This window comes from Sphingobium sp. V4 (assembly GCF_029590555.1).
Lineage (GTDB): Bacteria > Pseudomonadota > Alphaproteobacteria > Sphingomonadales > Sphingomonadaceae > Sphingobium.
In genome coordinates this window covers 2442212-2457892 of the sequence record NZ_CP081001.1, presented here as the reverse complement: position 1 = coordinate 2457892, position 15681 = coordinate 2442212, and the positions used below count along the sequence as shown (strand labels likewise).

General features: G+C 65.9%; 13 protein-coding genes. 5 read left to right on the top strand and 8 right to left on the bottom strand.

The window, feature by feature from the left end; all coding sequences use genetic code 11:
- Positions 1-20 precede the first annotated feature (20 nt).
- The 4 genes from K3M67_RS12250 to araD1 all read right to left on the bottom strand — a co-directional run bounded on the left by K3M67_RS12250 (position 21) and on the right by araD1 (position 4711).
- Positions 21-1079, bottom strand: coding sequence for an arabinan endo-1,5-alpha-L-arabinosidase (locus K3M67_RS12250; protein WP_066859549.1), 1059 nt, complete (start codon positions 1077-1079; stop codon positions 21-23).
- A gap of 79 nt (positions 1080-1158) precedes the next feature.
- The gene (locus K3M67_RS12245) at positions 1159-2727 is read right to left on the bottom strand and encodes an alpha-N-arabinofuranosidase (RefSeq protein WP_285831593.1); all 1569 of its coding nucleotides are present in this window, start codon (positions 2725-2727) and stop codon (positions 1159-1161) included.
- A 59-nt stretch (positions 2728-2786) separates the two neighbouring features.
- Positions 2787-3713, bottom strand: a complete 927-nt coding sequence (locus K3M67_RS12240) for a Gfo/Idh/MocA family protein (RefSeq protein ID WP_066859547.1) — start codon at positions 3711-3713, stop codon at positions 2787-2789.
- Between the two features lie 5 nt (positions 3714-3718).
- A complete protein-coding gene (gene araD1, locus K3M67_RS12235) occupies positions 3719-4711 on the bottom strand; it encodes an AraD1 family protein (protein WP_066859546.1) in 993 nt (330 codons plus the stop codon).
- 186 nt (positions 4712-4897) lie between these two features.
- Here araD1 and K3M67_RS12230 point away from each other — a divergent pair, with 186 nt between their 5' ends.
- Positions 4898-5662 carry a FadR/GntR family transcriptional regulator gene (locus K3M67_RS12230; protein ID WP_198162917.1) on the top strand — a complete coding sequence of 255 codons (765 nt, stop codon included), beginning with the start codon at positions 4898-4900 and terminating at the stop codon, positions 5660-5662.
- A 96-nt stretch (positions 5663-5758) separates the two neighbouring features.
- On the opposite strand, the gene K3M67_RS12225 is transcribed toward K3M67_RS12230, so the two are convergent.
- A complete protein-coding gene (locus K3M67_RS12225) occupies positions 5759-7066 on the bottom strand; it encodes a sugar MFS transporter (protein ID WP_066859545.1) in 1308 nt (435 codons plus the stop codon).
- Positions 7067-7187: 121 nt separating this feature from the next.
- On the opposite strand from K3M67_RS12225, the gene K3M67_RS12220 reads away from it, so the two are divergent.
- The 4 genes from K3M67_RS12220 to K3M67_RS12205 all read left to right on the top strand — a co-directional run bounded on the left by K3M67_RS12220 (position 7188) and on the right by K3M67_RS12205 (position 10449).
- Positions 7188-8366, top strand: a complete 1179-nt coding sequence (locus tag K3M67_RS12220) for an aldose epimerase family protein (RefSeq protein ID WP_285831592.1) — start codon at positions 7188-7190, stop codon at positions 8364-8366.
- Complete coding sequence (locus K3M67_RS12215) at positions 8366-9223, top strand: SMP-30/gluconolactonase/LRE family protein (RefSeq protein ID WP_285831591.1); 858 nt, start codon at positions 8366-8368, stop codon at positions 9221-9223. Before K3M67_RS12220 ends, K3M67_RS12215 begins: the two co-directional genes overlap by 1 nt.
- A 382-nt stretch (positions 9224-9605) precedes the next feature.
- Positions 9606-9770: a hypothetical protein gene (locus K3M67_RS12210; protein ID WP_157102538.1), complete on the top strand. Its 165-nt coding sequence runs from the start codon at positions 9606-9608 to the stop codon at positions 9768-9770.
- Between the two features lie 85 nt (positions 9771-9855).
- Entirely contained in the window at positions 9856-10449 is a 594-nt protein-coding gene (locus K3M67_RS12205) for a nitroreductase family protein (protein ID WP_066859542.1), read from the top strand.
- A gap of 34 nt (positions 10450-10483) precedes the next feature.
- Here the strand turns inward: K3M67_RS12205 and K3M67_RS12200 are convergent, their stop codons facing one another.
- The 3 genes from K3M67_RS12200 to K3M67_RS12190 form a co-directional block, all read right to left on the bottom strand.
- On the bottom strand, positions 10484-10876 hold the full coding sequence (locus K3M67_RS12200; RefSeq protein WP_066859541.1) for a GtrA family protein: 393 nt from the start codon (positions 10874-10876) through the stop codon (positions 10484-10486).
- An 89-nt stretch (positions 10877-10965) separates the two neighbouring features.
- A complete protein-coding gene (locus K3M67_RS12195) occupies positions 10966-12372 on the bottom strand; it encodes an efflux transporter outer membrane subunit (RefSeq protein WP_285831590.1) in 1407 nt (468 codons plus the stop codon).
- A gap of 11 nt (positions 12373-12383) precedes the next feature.
- Positions 12384-15578: an efflux RND transporter permease subunit gene (locus K3M67_RS12190; RefSeq protein WP_285831589.1), complete on the bottom strand. Its 3195-nt coding sequence runs from the start codon at positions 15576-15578 to the stop codon at positions 12384-12386.
- Positions 15579-15681 lie beyond the last annotated feature (103 nt).

The window sequence follows — 15681 nt, the reverse complement described above, 5'->3', positions numbered from 1 at the left end:
GAGATTGTCGGACTAATGGATCAATAATCGGCGACGGGCCAGCCGTCAGCCCCCCAGCGCACCGGCGCGATGCGCAGGGTTGGGGCGCCGTTCGCCTGGCGGTCATAGGCATGATAGACGACATAGTCCCGGTCTTCCTTGGCCTTGCCGCCCTTGTCATGCAGCCAGCCGGCGTGGCCGGGTCCCCGGAAGCGCTGCTGTTCCTGAAGGTCGGCGCGCAGGAAGATGGTACCGCCGCCCTCCATCAGCGGGCTGCCGTCCTTGCCCAGATAGGGGCCGGTGATCTCCTTCGACCGGCCCATGACAGTATAATAGGTGCTGTTCACGCCCTTGCAGCAATAGTCGTAACTGACCATCAGCCAATAATAGCCGCCATGCTCGACGATGAAGGGCGCCTCGACCGGAGCCGGGCCGCCGGCCGGAGCGGGGCGACGGGCGATGGATAGGGGCTTGGCCTTCGGGTCTTTGGGCTTGCCGGTCTTCGGGTCCAGTTCGAACAGCTTGATGCCGGTCCAGAAACTGCCGAGCGAGAGCCAGTGGCGCCCTTCGCGATCGATGATGAAATTGGGGTCGATGGCGTTATAGTCGTCGTCCCTGGTCGACATGACGACCAGGCCTTCGTCGCGCCAGCCGTAGTTTTTCGCCCCGGGGTCCAGGGTCGGGCTGGTGGCGAGACCGATCGCCGAGCGGTTCGAGCCGAAGGTCGAGACCGAATAATAAAGCCGGTAGCGGCCGTTCACGAAGCTGATGTCGGGCGCCCACATGCCGTTGCTGCCGGGGATGGCCTGCTTCGCCCAGTCGGGCAGGGCGGTGAAGACGGGACTGCCCGCGGTCCATGTGACCAGATCCGTCGATGTGCGCGTTTCGATCAGCCGGTCGCCATGGCCGGTGCTGAAGACATGGTAGACATCGCCTTCGCGCGCGATGACCGGATCGTGGGTGGGGACGAGGTCGCCGGTCAGGCGATCGTTGAGCGTCGCAGCGGCCGGAGCAGGGGTGGCCGGCTGGCGGGCGCAGGCGGCGCCGGTGGCTGCAAGCAGGGCAAGGCCCAGTATCGTCGTGATGGTCTGCCGCGCCATGCGGTCCTCTCCCCGGTCAGATCGATGAAAAAAAGGGCGGGCGGCCCGCAAGGACCGCCCGCCCAGTCGGCGAAAAGCCTTATTGCAGTTCGAGCACGACCACCGACTTGGCCGGGAGCGTCACGGTCAGCGTGCCGCCGCTGACCTGCGCGCCGGTGAAGGCGGCGGGCTTGACGGTTTCGGGCGCGTCGAACCTGTTGTGCGAATTGATCGCCGGTGCCGTCAGCACCCGGCCGGTCACGGTGGCGGCGTTGAGGCCGTCCAGCTTCACCGTGACGGTGTTGGACTGGTTCGGGTCGAGGTTCGACAGGCCGACATGGACCTTGCCGTCCTTGGCCCTGACCGCCGATCCGCTGACCGCCGGCATGGTGAATTCGTCCTTGTTGTACCAGGGCGTCTTGAGTTCGATCGGCAGCACCGTTGCATCCTGCCAGGGCTTGTACATCTCGAACACATGATAGGTGGGCGTCAGCACCATCTTCTTGCCTTCGGTCAGGATCATCGCCTGAAGCACGTTCACCATCTGCGCGATCGCGGTCATGCGGACGCGGTCGGCATGTTTGGCGAAGATGTCGAGATGGACCGACGCGACCAGCGCGTCGCGCAGCGTGTTCTGCTGGCGCAGGAAGCCCGGATGGGTGCCCGGATCCTGGGCGTACCAGGTGCCCCATTCGTCGACGGCCAGGAAGACCCGCTTCTTGGGGTCGTACTTGTCCATGATCGCGCTGTGCTTGGTGATCAGCTCATCCATATGGACGGCCTTGGCCAGGGTGTCGGCCCACAGCGTCTCGTCGAAATTGACCGGGTCGGCCTTGGGCGGCCAGCCGCCCTGGGGCAGGGTATAATAATGGAGCGAAAGACCGTCGAGCTTGTCGCCCGCGACCCGCATCATCGTTTCGGTCCAGTTATAGTCGTCGACATTCGCACCGGCGGCGATCTTCATGATCCTGGTGCCGGCGGGCGCCTTGACGAAAGTGGCGTAGCGACGCGTTTCATCCGCGGCAAATTCCGGCCGCATGTTGCCGCCGCAGCCCCACAATTCGTTGCCGACGCCGAAATAGGGGACGGCCCAGGGTTCCTTGTGGCCATTTTTCGCACGCAGGTCGGCGAGGGTGCCGGCGGGCGCGGTCATATATTCGACCCATTCGGCCATTTCCTGCGGCGTGCCGTTGCCGACATTGCCGGCGACATAGGCCTGGGCGCCGACCTGACGGATCAGCTCGAAAAATTCATGGGTGCCCACGCTGTTGGGTTCGGTCACGCCGCCCCAATGGGTGTTGATCTTGACCGGGCGGTCCTTCTTCGGGCCGATGCCCTCGCGCCAGTGATATTCGTCGGCGAAGCAGCCGCCCGGCCAGCGGATGACCGGCACCGACAGGTTCCGCAGCGCGGAGATCACGTCGTTGCGGAAGCCGTTGGTGTTGGGGATCGACTTGTCGTTGCCGACATAGAGGCCGCCATAGATGCCCGTGCCCAGATGTTCGGCGAACTGGGTGAAGATCGCCTTGTCATAGATGGCGCCGGGCTGGTCGGCGTGGATGGTGGCGGTGGTCGGCTTGCCGTCGGTGTCGGCATTGGCCGGCTGCCCGGCCAGTGCGCTCGCGCAGAGCAGCAGCGCAACGGTGGTGCGGCGCAGGGTCTTGATCATGTCCGTCCTCTCCCTGTGGATGAAATTGTGAATAAGATTGTGAACAAGCCTGTGGATAATCAGTCGTGAAAGGGGTCTGTGGTCTGGCGCGTGCCGCGCAGGAAGGCATCGGCCACCAGTCGCAGCGGGGCGGTGTCGACGTCGGACCGGCCGCCCCGGATCAGCGTGGCGAAACGGGCGTACAATCCCGCATATTCGACGTCCTCGCCATGTTCCGTGCCGCTCGGCACATGCAGCACGGCGCCCCCCTGGGCGAGCTTCAGCGTGCCGGCGTCGGTTTCGACGATGATGTCCCAGCTTTGCGGGCCGGTCTGGCGCCAGTCGAGGTCCATGTGGATCGGCGCGCCGGCCGTGTCGCGGAACAGCAGGTCGGCGGCGATCGGCGCGGCTCGGTTCTGCGGCAGCGTCAGCGTGGCGTCCTTCAGGAAGAAGGGGCGTGGCAGGATATGGGTCACGATCGACAGCGCGTTGATGCCGGGATCGAACACGCCAAGGCCGCCGGGTTGCCAGATCCAGGCCTGGCCGGGATGCCAGACGCGGACATCCTCCCGCCAGACGATCGACACCTTGTCGATCCGCCGCTCGGCAAGCCAGGCGCGGGCCGGGGCGACGCCGGCGGCGAAGCGGCTGTGCCAGGCGGCGAACAGGCTGACGCCGACCTTGTCGGCCTGGTTTTTCAGCGCTTCCACTTCCGCCAGGGTCGCGCCCGGCGGCTTTTCCAGGAAGAGGTGGATGCCCTTTGCCAGCGCCTGAGCCGCGAGATCATAGCGGACCTGGGGCGGCGTGCAGAGCGCGATGGCATCCACCGCCGGCCCTTCGGCAAGCAGCGCGTCCAGGCTGGCATGGTGCGGCACGCCGTCGAGGCCCGCATCATGCGGGCTGACGGTGGCCGCCAGGCTGAAGGCGCTGTTGCCCCGGATCGCCGGGACATGCTGGTCGCGCGCGATCTTGCCGATGCCGACGATCGCGATCCGGATCGGGTCCATGGATGTCAGAGCGTCTTGACAGCGACCTGGACAGATGCAGCGCGCTTGAGCGGGTTGCGCACCGGCAGGGTGAAGGGCGCGGCGATGATTTCGAAGACGTCGCCTTCCTGCGTCTGAACGCCGTCGCTGAACGACAGGGTCGCGGTGCCGAAGAAGTGGACATGGACGTCGCCGGGGCGGCGGAACAGGTCATATTTGAAATGATGATGTTCCAGGTTCGCGAAGCTGTGCGACATATTGCCCTCGCCCGACAGGAAGGGCTTTTCCCAGATCACTTCGCCGTCGCGCAGGATGCGGCTGGCACCCTCAATATGTTCGGGCGGTTCGCCGACCAGCAGTTCCGGGCCGAGCGCGGCCTGACGCAGCTTGGAGTGGGCGAGCCAGAGATAATTGTGCCGTTCGGTGACATGGTCGCTGAACTCGTTGGCGAGCGCGAGGCCAAGGCGATAAGGCGTGCCGTCCTCGCCGATCAGGTAGATGCCGGCCAGTTCGGGTTCCTCGCCGCCATCCTGGGCGAAGGCGGGCATGACGAGCGGGTCGGTCGGGCCGACAAGCTGCGACCCGTCGCCCTTGTAGAACCATTCGGGCTGCTGGCCGACCTGGCCAGCGGCGGGCTTGCCGCCTTCCAGCCCTTCCAGGAACATACGCATCGAGTCGGTCTGTTTTTCGGCGGCGGCGGCTTCGCGGTGCATCTTGTCGCGGCCTTCGGCGGAACCCAGATGGGTGAGGCCGGTGCCGGTCAGCTGGACATGGGCGCCGTCTTCATGGTCGATCGGGGCGAGCAGGCGATTGGCGTCATATTCGGCGGCAATGTCCACGGTCTCGCCCTGGCCGGCGGCTTCGACGGCGGCGGCGAGGCTGATGCCCTGCGCGATCGCGTGCAGCGCCAGCGCGCGGATGGTCGCAAAGCCCGGAACGAAATGGGCGGCGTCGCCCTGCGCGGCGATGACCGCCCGTTCGCCAGAGTCCGAACGATGCTGCAACAGACGCAATGTCATGAAAACTCTCCTCCCGCACGCCGACCTTTGGCGCTGCTCGACAATAAGCGAAGCGCTGCGCCGGCGAAGGGCTGGCGCAGCGGTGAATCTCCGAATTACTCCGACATATTACACGGCGATGGTAAAGGCAATGATTGTATTCTAGGCTGGTCTGTGCCTCAGTGGATGGAGGTGGGAGGAAGCCGAATGGTGAAGGAAAATCCGTCTTTGCACAGGGATGAGACGGAAAAGGACGGCAAGGATCGGGCGGCGCGGGGACCGGGGCGACGGCTGCACGGCGCCATCGCGCACAAGTTGGGCACTGCGATCTTGTCGGGGCAATATCAACCGGGCGACACGCTGTCGGGCGAAGTCGCCTTTGCCGAGGAACTGGAGGTGTCGCGCAGCGCCTATCGCGAGGCCATCCAGGTGCTGACTGCCAAGGGGCTGGTCGAGAGCCGGCCCAAGGCAGGCACGCGCGTGCTGCCCCGTACCCGCTGGAACCTGCTCGATCCCGATGTGCTGGCCTGGGCCTTTGCCGGGGAGCCGGACATCCAGTTCGTGCGCGACCTGTTCGAGCTGCGGGCCATCGTCGAACCGGCCGCGGCGCGGCTGGCGGCGCAACGGCGCGACAAGGACGACCTCAAGATCATGAAGGATGCGCTCGCCGCCATGCGCCGCCATACGCTGGCGACGGAGGCCGGGCGGGCGGCGGACCGGGATTTCCACAATGCGATCCTGAACGCGACCCGCAACGACGCGCTGCTGGTGCTGACCGCCAGCATCGGCGCGGCGGTGAACTGGACCACCCAGTTCAAGCAGCGCGCCCGCGCCCTGCCGCGCAACCCGATCCCCGACCATGTCCGTGTCTATGACGCGATCGCGGCGGGCGATCCGCAGGCCGCGGCGGAGGCGATGGGCGTGCTGGTCGACCTGGCGCTGGAGGATACGGCGAGCGCGATGGCGCGCTGAGGCCCTTCCAGCACGGGCAGGGTTTTTGCATTGAAAAAGGGCCGGAGCGGACATCCCCGCTCCGGCCCTTTTGCCGTCCGAAGTGCGACCCTCGGCTTATTCCGCGATCTGCTGGTCCGGCAGGGCGTTGGTCGTCTTCGACCCCCAGAGCGCATAGAAGAGGATGTAGAGTTCGCAGACGGCGGTCAGCAGGAAGCTGGTCTGGAGGCCATAATGGTCCGCCAGCCAGCCCTGCACCACCACCAGCGCGCCGCCGGCGATCGCCATTATGAGCAGGCCCGATCCTTCCTCGGTCAGCGGCCCGAGGCCCTTGATGCCCAAGGTGAAGATGGTCGGGAACATGATCGAATGGAACAGGCCGACCAGGATCAGCGACCACATGGCGACCGGGCCGGTGGTGAAGACCGTGGCCAGCATGACGATGAAGGCGCCGATCGAGAAGGCGGCGAGGACATGCCCCGCGTCGAACTTTTGCATGATCGCCGATCCGGCGAAGCGGCCGACCATCATGCCGCCCCACAACAGGGTCAGGTAATTGCCCGCCTGTTCATGCGTCAGGTTGGCGATTTGCGGCTGGCTGACGAAGTTGATGAACAGGTTGGCGACGCCGATTTCCGCGATCAGGTAGATGAAGATGGCGGGGATGCCGAACACCAGGTTGCGATGTGCCCAGAGCGAATATTTCTTGCGCTCTTCCTTGTTGTGGCGCTGCGTGGCCGCGCCCATGGCGGGCAGCGGGAAGCGCGCGATGACGACCGCCAGAACCGCCAGAACGATGGCGACCAGCACATAGGGCAGGATCACCGACTGGGCGTCGGCCAGACGTTCGGCCTGCGTCAGGACGACTTCGCCCTGCGCGGTGCCGCCCTTCGACCGGCCGAGGATCAGATAGGCGCCGAACATGGGGGCCAGCATGGTGCCGGCCGAGTTCATCGCCTGCACCAGATTGAGGCGCGACGAGGCGGTTTCGGGCTTGCCGACGACCGCGACATAGGGATTGGCCGCGACCTGGAGCAGGGTGATGCCGCTGGCGATCACGAACAGCATGACAAGGGTCACGCCATAGGAGGGGATGGACGCCGCGACGGTCATGCCCAGCGCGCCCGCCGCCATGACGAGCAGGCCGATCACCATCGACTTCTGGTAGCCGACCCGCTCGATCAGCTTGGCCGATGGGATGGATGCGAAGAAATAGGCGATGAACCAGACCGATTCGATCAGCGTCGTCTGGGTGTAGCTCAGTTCGAACACGCTGCGCAGATGCGGCAGCAGCGTGTTGTTGATGACCGTGATGAAGCCCCACATGAAGAAGAGGCTGGCGAGCAGTGCTAGGGCGGGGCCGTAGCGCGTGCCGGGATTATGCGTTGCGACGGGCGCAGCGCCTGACGAGATCGGTCCTGCCATTCATCCTTCTCCAGTGCAGTTCCAGCGGCGGACGCCCATCAAGGGTTGCGCCCGCAGAATTTGTCGGAGTATATCCCCCGAAACCGCCCGTCAATGGGCGCGCGTCATCGGGAGGAAGTCCATGCGAAAGGTCGTCGATTTGAAAACAGCGTTGTCATACGCATTGGCCCTCACCCTCGCAAGCGGGACGGCGATGTCGGGCGCGGTCCTCGCAAGCGGGACCGCAATGGCCGCCGAGGCTAGCCGCGCGCCCGCCGGTACTGCCGATGGCGCGGCGGTGGAGACGATCACGCTCAGCAACGGCGCGGGCGTGTCGGCGAAGATCCTGACCTATGGCGCGACGCTCCAGTCGCTGTCCGGCCCCGGCAAGGACGGCAGGCAAGCCGATGTGCTGCTCGGCTATGACGACCTGGCCGGCTATGTCGACCATCCCAATTATTTCGGCGTGACCGTGGGCCGATACGCCAACCGCATCGCGGGCGGCGCGTTCACGCTGGACGGCAAGCGCTATCAGTTGCCGGTCAACGACAAGGTCAATTCGCTGCACGGCGGCGGCAAGGGTTTCGACAAGAAGGTCTGGAAGATCGTGTCGATCAAGAGCGGGCCGACCGCGACCGCCGTGCTGGCGCTGAGCAGCCCGGATGGCGATTCGGGCTATCCCGGCAAGCTGGACGTGACCGTCACCTACACGCTGGACGAGGCCGGCAACCTGGGCATCGCTTTCGACGCGAAGACCGACAAGCCGACCATCGTCAACATGACCAACCATGCGATCTTCAACCTGGCAGGTGAGGGGTCGCCCGATGGCGCGCTCGGCCATTTGCTGACGATCCCGGCCAAGGCCTATACGCCGGTGGACGCCAACCTGATCCCGACCGGGGAACTCAAGCTGGTCGAGGGGGGCGTGTTCGATTTCCGTTCGCCGCGTCGCGTGGCGGACGGCATCCGCGACGGGCGCGACCCGCAGATCGTCGCCGGGCGCGGCTATGACCATAATTGGGCGCTGGACAAGGGCGCGACCAAGGTGCCGGAACTGGCCGCCAGGCTGGAAGACCCGGTGTCGGGCCGCGTGCTGGAGGTGCTGACGACCGAGCCGGGCGTGCAATTCTATGCGGGCAATTTCCTGGATGGGACGCTGGTCGGCAAGGGCGGGCATCTCTACCGCATGGGCGACGGCATTGCGCTGGAACCGCAGAAATTCCCGGATTCCCCCAACAAGGCCAATTTCCTGTCCGCGCGCGTCGATCCGGGCAAGCCCTATCATCACGCGATGGTCTATCGCCTGTCGGTGAAGCGCTGATGGCGGCGTGGCGCCTGATCGATCGCGATGTCGCGGACAGTCTGGGCGAGGGCACGCTATGGTCCGCGCGTGACAATGCCGTCTATTGGGTCGATATTCTCGCTCCCGCGCTCAACCGGCTGTCGCTGGAAAGCGGGGCGATCGAGCGCTGGGCGATGCCCGAGCCGCTGGGCTGGGTGGCAGAACGGGCGATCGGCGGCTTTGTCGGCGGCTTCCAGAGCGGCTTCGCCGAGATCAGCCTCGATCCGCTGACCATCACGCCCTTCGGCGATCCCGAACCGCATTTTCCCGGCAGCCGCATGAACGACGGCAAGGCGGACGCGCAGGGGCATATCTGGTGCGGCACGATGGATATGGCCGAGGAACATGATCGCGGCGCGCTCTACCGTCTCGCGCCCGATCGCAGCTGGCGCGTCATCGACAGCGGCTATCGGGTGCCCAACGGCCCGGCCTTCTCGCCCTGCGGCCAGTGGCTCTATCATAGCGATACCGCGAAGAAGCAGATGTATCGATTCCGCCGGACCGAGGATGGCGCGACCGGTCGGGAACCTTTCATCCGGTTCGGCGAGGAGGATGGCTATCCCGACGGCATGACCGTGGATGCGGAGGGGCATATCTGGGTCGCCCACTGGGGCGGGAGCCGGATCAGCCGCTTCACCCCCGAAGGCCGGCTGGACCGCGCGATCGCGATGCCGGCCCGGCAGGTGACGAATATCTGCTTCGCCGGACCGGACCTCGATCGCATGTTCGTGAGTTCGGCGACGGTGGGTCTTGTCGATCCGACCGCCTATGATGGCGGCTTCTTCGAGGTGGAGTGCGGCGTGCGCGGGCTGCCGACCAACCTGTTCGCGGGCTGATTCCCGATCAAATGCGCGAAGGGCGCGGCCGTCTTCGGATGGCCGCGCCCTTCTGTTTTCGGGCGGCATGAGAAATGCTGTTGCGCTGGGAACGGGAATCACTTAAGGAGGCTGGACAACGTTGTCATGTCCTCTCCAAGTCGGACAATGTTGCGATCCCGGCCAGCCTGGTGGCGAACTGCACGCGTCGCCGGCTGTCCGGGTCGATTTTCTCCGCACATGTCGATCGTCCCGTCGGGTAGTCCGGCCATCGCGCGCGCCGCTCCGGCGACCATGGCGCTGCCTCCCGGCAAGCATTTCTCTGCCACGCAGCAGCATTGCTTGTGCGCTCTTTGTCTATCATATTGATAGTAAGCTGCGCGAGTCGGCGAGAAGGAGAGCCATGATCGAACCCCGGATGGATGATGCGCCCGCTGGAAGCTGGTGGAGCCGCCTGACGCAGGCCTTGCTGCGTGAACCGACCGTCGTGCTGCTGGAAAAGGATGCCGATGCGCCGCGCCTTGCCGATCGGGAAGGCGAACTATGCTCCTGCGAGAGTGCGCGCTAAACGCAGAGTTGCCATATTTTCTCTTCGCGATCAGGGGCGTCGTCCGGCATAGAGCGGCCGAGCCGATCATTCACGAGGAGACATCATGGCTACCGACCCCCGCACGGTGACTCGCGCCGTCGATCCCCTGTTCCTGGAGCGCTGGTCGCCGCGCGCATTCGATGCGTCGGCATTGCCGCAGGCAGACCTTGATACCATCTTCGATGCCGCGCGCTGGGCGCCCTCGGCGTTCAATTACCAGCCCTGGCGCTTTCTTTATGCCCATCGAGACACGGCCGACTGGGACCGGTTCCTGGGGGTGCTGTTGCCGTTCAACCAGAGCTGGGTGCGTAATGCGTCGGTGATCGTCTATATCCTGTCCGACACGCAGATGGCGGCGCCCGGATCGGACGATTTCAAGCCGTCGCACAGCCACAGCTTCGATGCGGGCGCGGCCTGGGCGCTTCTGGCGCTACAGGCGACGCGGCTGGGCTATCACACCCATGGCATGACCGGCGTCGATTTCGACGCAGCGCGCCGGGAACTGGCCGTGCCGGACCGTTTCCGCATCGAGGCGGCGGTGGCGATCGGGCGGCAGGCGGACAAGACGACGCTTCCGGAAGCCTTGCAGGCGCGCGAGGTGCCGAGTGGCCGCAAGCCGATCGAAGACTTTGCCGTCGCCGGCAATTTTACGGTCTGAGACGGGAGAGGTTCGCCGCGCGAGGCCTGTCCGATCATGTCGCCCTGGAGCGGAAGACCAGATGCTTCAGGGCGAAATAATTGACGACAGACACGATCCCGGCCGCCAGAAAGCCAGCGCCATAGGGTGAGGCGATGACGCGCGACAGCGCCGCAAGCGCACCCAGGCCCAGCAGATAATTTGCGCCGTAGGACAGGATGAAGCGCAGCTTGGCCGGGCGTGCGTCGCGAAAGACGTGGCGGCTGTAGCTGATATAGTTGAACGCCATGCCCATCATATGGGCGAGAAGCTGGGCCACGAACATGTTGAGACCCAGCCATACCAGCAGCGCATAGGCACCAAGGCCGAAGGCGGTGTTGAGCAGGCCCATCTGGTAATAGCGCCACAGTTCGACCATGCGTGCGCGCGAGACGGGCAGCGGCATCATGCAATCGCGCTTTCTTCTGTCATGCCGCCCCGCCCGGTGCCCTTACAAGGGACTATCATGCGGGCGGGACGGCGAACAGTCCTGTCGCTTCAGGCGGCGGTCCAGCCGCCGCCCAAGGCCCGGAACAGGTCGACCTGGGCGAAGGCGACGGCGCGGTTGGCGGCGGCGAGGTCGGCGTCGGCCGCCGCCTGGGTACGCAGCGCGTCGAGCACGGTCAGGAAGTCGATCTGCCCTTCCCGCTGACGCGCTGTGCTGATGCGGGCTGCGCGGGCCGCTTCGTCACGTGCGGTCTGGAGCGCGGCGCGCCGTTGCAGGGCGTTGGCGTAGGTGGAGAGGGCGGTTTCGGTTTCCTCCAGCGCGCGCAGCACGGTGCCGTCGAAGGTCGCCAGCGCCGCGTCGCCATCCGCCCGCGCCGCCGCGATGCGGGCGCGGTTGGCCTCCTGATTGGGGAAGGCCCAGCTGATGAGCGGTCCCAGCAGCCAGTTGAGCGGGCCGCCGCCCAGGATATTGCCGCCGCCGATCGCCGTGCTGCCGATCGATCCGCCGAGCGTGATGCGGGGATAGAGCGCGGCAGTGGCCACGCCGATCCGCGCCGTGTCGCCCGCCAGCCGCTGTTCGGCCGCGCGCACGTCGGGGCGACGGGCGAGCAGCGCCTGACCGTCGCCCACGGGAATGGGCTGGCTGAGGTCGGGTGTGACCTTCGCGTCGCGCACGGTCGCGGGCAGATCCTGCGGGGTGCGGCCGGTGAGCGTGGCGAGGCGGAACAGCGCCGCGTTGCGATCCGCCACCAGCGACGGGATCAGCGCCTTTTGCTGGTCGCGGAGCGAGGTGATGCGAATGACGTCGAGCCGGTCGGACCGGCCGACATCGAAGCGCGCCTGCGAAATGCGGAGCGACTGGTCGAGCAGATCGACCGTCTGTTGCGCGACGGCGATACGCTGGGCCGAGGCGGTGGCGTCGACATAGGCGCGCACGGTGTCGGCGACGACGGCGACGCGGACTGCATCGGTGTCGGCCTGCGCCGCACCGGCGTCGCCGCGCGCGGCCTCTATGCTGCGCTTCACCCGGCCGAACAGATCGACCTCATAGGCGACGTCCAGACCCATATCGACGGTCCAGTTTTCCCGATCCATGCCGGGCAGGGTCTGGGCCTGCGAGACGCGGCCATAGGTCGGAGATCCGCTGAGCGTGGTGCCGGGCAGCCGGTCGGAGCGTGCGCCGCGCAGCTGGGCGCGGGCGCGTTCCAGCCGGGCGACGGCGACGCGGATGTCGGTATTGGCCGACAGCGCATCCTTGACCAGCCCGTCGAGCAGCGGATCGTTATAGAGCCGCCACCAATGATCGTCGGCGGGGGCTTGAACGACCGCGGGGGTGGCCGCCCCGATGAAGGGGGCGGCGGCCGTGGTCGGGGTGGCAGGCGCCTTGTAATCCGGCCCGGCGGCGCAGGCCGTGAGGGCGCTGGCGCCGAGCAGCAAGGCGATGAAGTTCCTTGTCATGGCTTTTGTCCTTATTCGGCCGGCTGCAATGCAGGCTCGGCGCCATTGTCACCGGCTCCGCGCCGGCGGCGGGCGAAGCGATCGCCAAGCGCGCGGCACACGACATAGAAGGTGGGAGTGAAGAGCAGTCCGAACGCCGTCACGCCGGCCATGCCGAAGAAGACCGCCGTGCCCAGCGCCTGCCGCAGTTCCGCGCCGGCTCCGGTCGCGATCACCAGAGGCACTGCCCCAAGGATGAAGGCGAAGCTGGTCATCAGGATCGGGCGCAGGCGGGTCTGGGCAGCCTGAACGGCGGCTTCGACCGGCGACAGGCCCTGTTCCTCTTCCGCCTGCTTGGCGAATTCGACCACCAGAATGGCGTTCTTCGCGGCAAGAGCGATCAGCACGACCAGACCGATCTGCGTCAGGATATTATTGTCTTGTCCCCGCAGGTTCACGCCCAGCATGGCCGCGAACAGACACATCGGCACGATCAGGATGATCGACAACGGCAGCGTCAGGCTTTCATATTGCGCCGCCAGCACCAGGAAGACGAAGAAGACCGCCATGCCGAAGACGAGTCCGGCGGTGTTGCCGGCGATCTTCTGCTGATAGGCAACGCCCGTCCATTCGCTGCCATAACCGGCAGGCGCGGCGGCGGCGAGCTTCTCCATGGTGGTCAGCGACTGGCCGGAGGAATAGCCGGGGGCCGTGTCGCCGTCGATCTCCACCGCCGGCAGCAAATTGTAGCGAACCACCCGATAGGGGCCGGTCTTGTCCTTGAAGGTCGAGACGGAGCCGATCGGCACCATCTGGCCGCTGTTCGACCGGGTCTTGAGGTTGGCGATGTCGGCCACCGTGCCGCGATGATCGGCATCGGCCTGCGCTGTCACGCGATAGGTGCGGCCCAGCAGGTTGAAGTCGTTGACGAACGCCGACCCCAGATAGACCTGCATCGCTTCGAAGATGCGTTCGGGCGGCACGCCCAGCAGGTCGGCCTTGCGCCGGTCGACGTCCGCGTAGACGCGCGGCGTGCCGACGTCGAACAGGGTGTAGACCATCGCGAGGCTGGGGGACTGGTTCGCCTTGGCGATCATTTCGCCCGCGACCTTGTTGAGTTCCGCATAGCCGCGGTCCTCGCGATCCTCCAGCATCATGCGATAGCCGCCGGCCGAGCCGATACCCTGAATGAGCGGCGGGGGCACGAGCAGGATGCGCGCCTTGTCATAACCGGCGACGGCCTTGTTCGCCTGTTCCATGATGCCGGCATAGGTGACGCCTTCCGCCTTGCGCTCGGCAAAGCTCTTGAAGGGGAAGTAGATCGCCGCGCTGTTGGGTGCCTGCGTCTGCGAGGGACCATGGAAGCCGGCGAACATCACCGCGCCGCGCAGGCCCTTCACCGGCAGGATCTTCTCCGCCACCTCGCGCGTCACCTTGTCGGTGCGTTCGAGCGAGGCGCCCGAGGGCAGCTGGACGACGGCCAGGAAATAGCCCTGGTCCTGCGCGGGGATGAAGCCGCCGGGCGTCACCCAGAACAGGGCGATGGTGGCGGCGATCAGGCCTGCATAGGTCAGCAGCATCTTTTTCGGGCGCGCGACAAGGAAGCGGGTAAGGCGGCCATAGCCCGCGCTCATCCGGTCGAAGCCATGGTTGAACGCATCGACGGCCACGCCCAGCTTCTGCCGCCAGAGTGGATCGCCGCTCCGGTCGCGCGGGCCATGCTTTGCCTTGAGCAGCAGCGCGGCGGCGGCGGGCGACAAGGTGAGCGAGAGGATCAGCGAGATGATCGTCGCGGTCGAGATGGTGACGGCGAACTGCTGGTAGAAAGCGCCGGAAATGCCGGTGATGAAGAGCGTCGGCACGAACACCGCGCACAGCACCAGCACGATCGCGATCAGCGCGGTCGACACTTCGTCCATGGAAGTGCGGGCGGCTTCGAGCGGCGACATGCCATGCTCGATATTGCGCTCGACATTCTCGACGACGACGATGGCGTCGTCGACGACGATGCCGATGGCGAGGACGAGGCCGAAGAGCGACAGGTTGTTGAGGCTGTAGCCAAGGCCCGCGAGAATCGCCGCCGTGCCGATCAGCGAGACCGGGATGGCGATGATCGGGATGATCGCCGCGCGCCAGTTCTGGAGGAAGACGAGGATCACCAGCACGACCAGCAGTACCGCTTCGATGAGCGTCTGGTAGACGGCGTCGATCGACTGGCTGATGAATTCGGTCGGGTTGTAGATGACGCTATATTCCAGCCCCTTGGGAAAGCGCTGGGACAGCTGGTCCATTTCCGCCTTCACCTTCTCCGCCGCGTCGAGCGCGTTGGAACCGGGGCGCTGCATCACGGCGATGACGACGGTGGGCTTGTTCGAAAGATAGGTGTTGATGCCATAATCCTGCGCGCCCAGTTCCACGCGGGCGACATCCGCCACGCGGACCTGACGGCCGTCGGCATCGGTGCGGATGACGATGTTGGCAAATTGCTGCGGTTCGGTCAGGCGGCCCTGCATCTCGACGCCGAGCTGGAAGGCTTCCCCGCGATCATAGGGGGGCTGGCCGATCGAACCGGCAGAAACCTGGACATTCTGGGCGCGGAGCGCCGCGACGATCTCGCCAGCGGTCAGGTCCAGCGCGGCGGCACGGTCCGGGTCGATCCAGATCCGCATCGCATAGTCGCGCGATCCAAAGAGCTGCACGTCACCCACGCCGTCGAGCCGGGCGAGCCGGTCGCGTACCTGGGTCAGCGCATAGTTGGACAGGTAATTGCGGTCGAACGTGCCGTCGGGCGATTGCAGGTTCACGACCATCAGGAATTCGGGCGTGGTCTTGCGGGTGACGACGCCGAGGCGCTGCACTTCCTCCGGCAGGCGTGGGATAGCGACGGCGACGCGGTTCTGCACCAGCACCTGCGCGGCATCGAGGTCGGTACCGATCTTGAAGGTGACGGTGATGACCACCTTGCCGTCGCCGGTCGACTGGCTGCTCTGGTAGAGCATGTCGTCGACGCCGTTGATTTCCTGCTCGATCGGCGCGGCGACGGTCGATGCGACCGTTTCCGCCGATGCGCCGGGATATTGGGCGGAGACCGTGACCGTGGGGGGCACGATGTCGGGATATTGGGACACCGGCAGGCCGATGAAGGCGAGCGCGCCGACCACGGTGATGACCACCGCTATGACGGCGGCGAAGATCGGCCTGTCGATGAAGAAACGGGAGAAACGCATCGGAGCGTCCTTTGCGAGCGAGCGAAAGGGATGCCGCGCGATCCGGCGGGGGCCGGATCGCGGGCTTGGGATTGTCTTCGAATATCCCCTCCCCTTCAGGGGA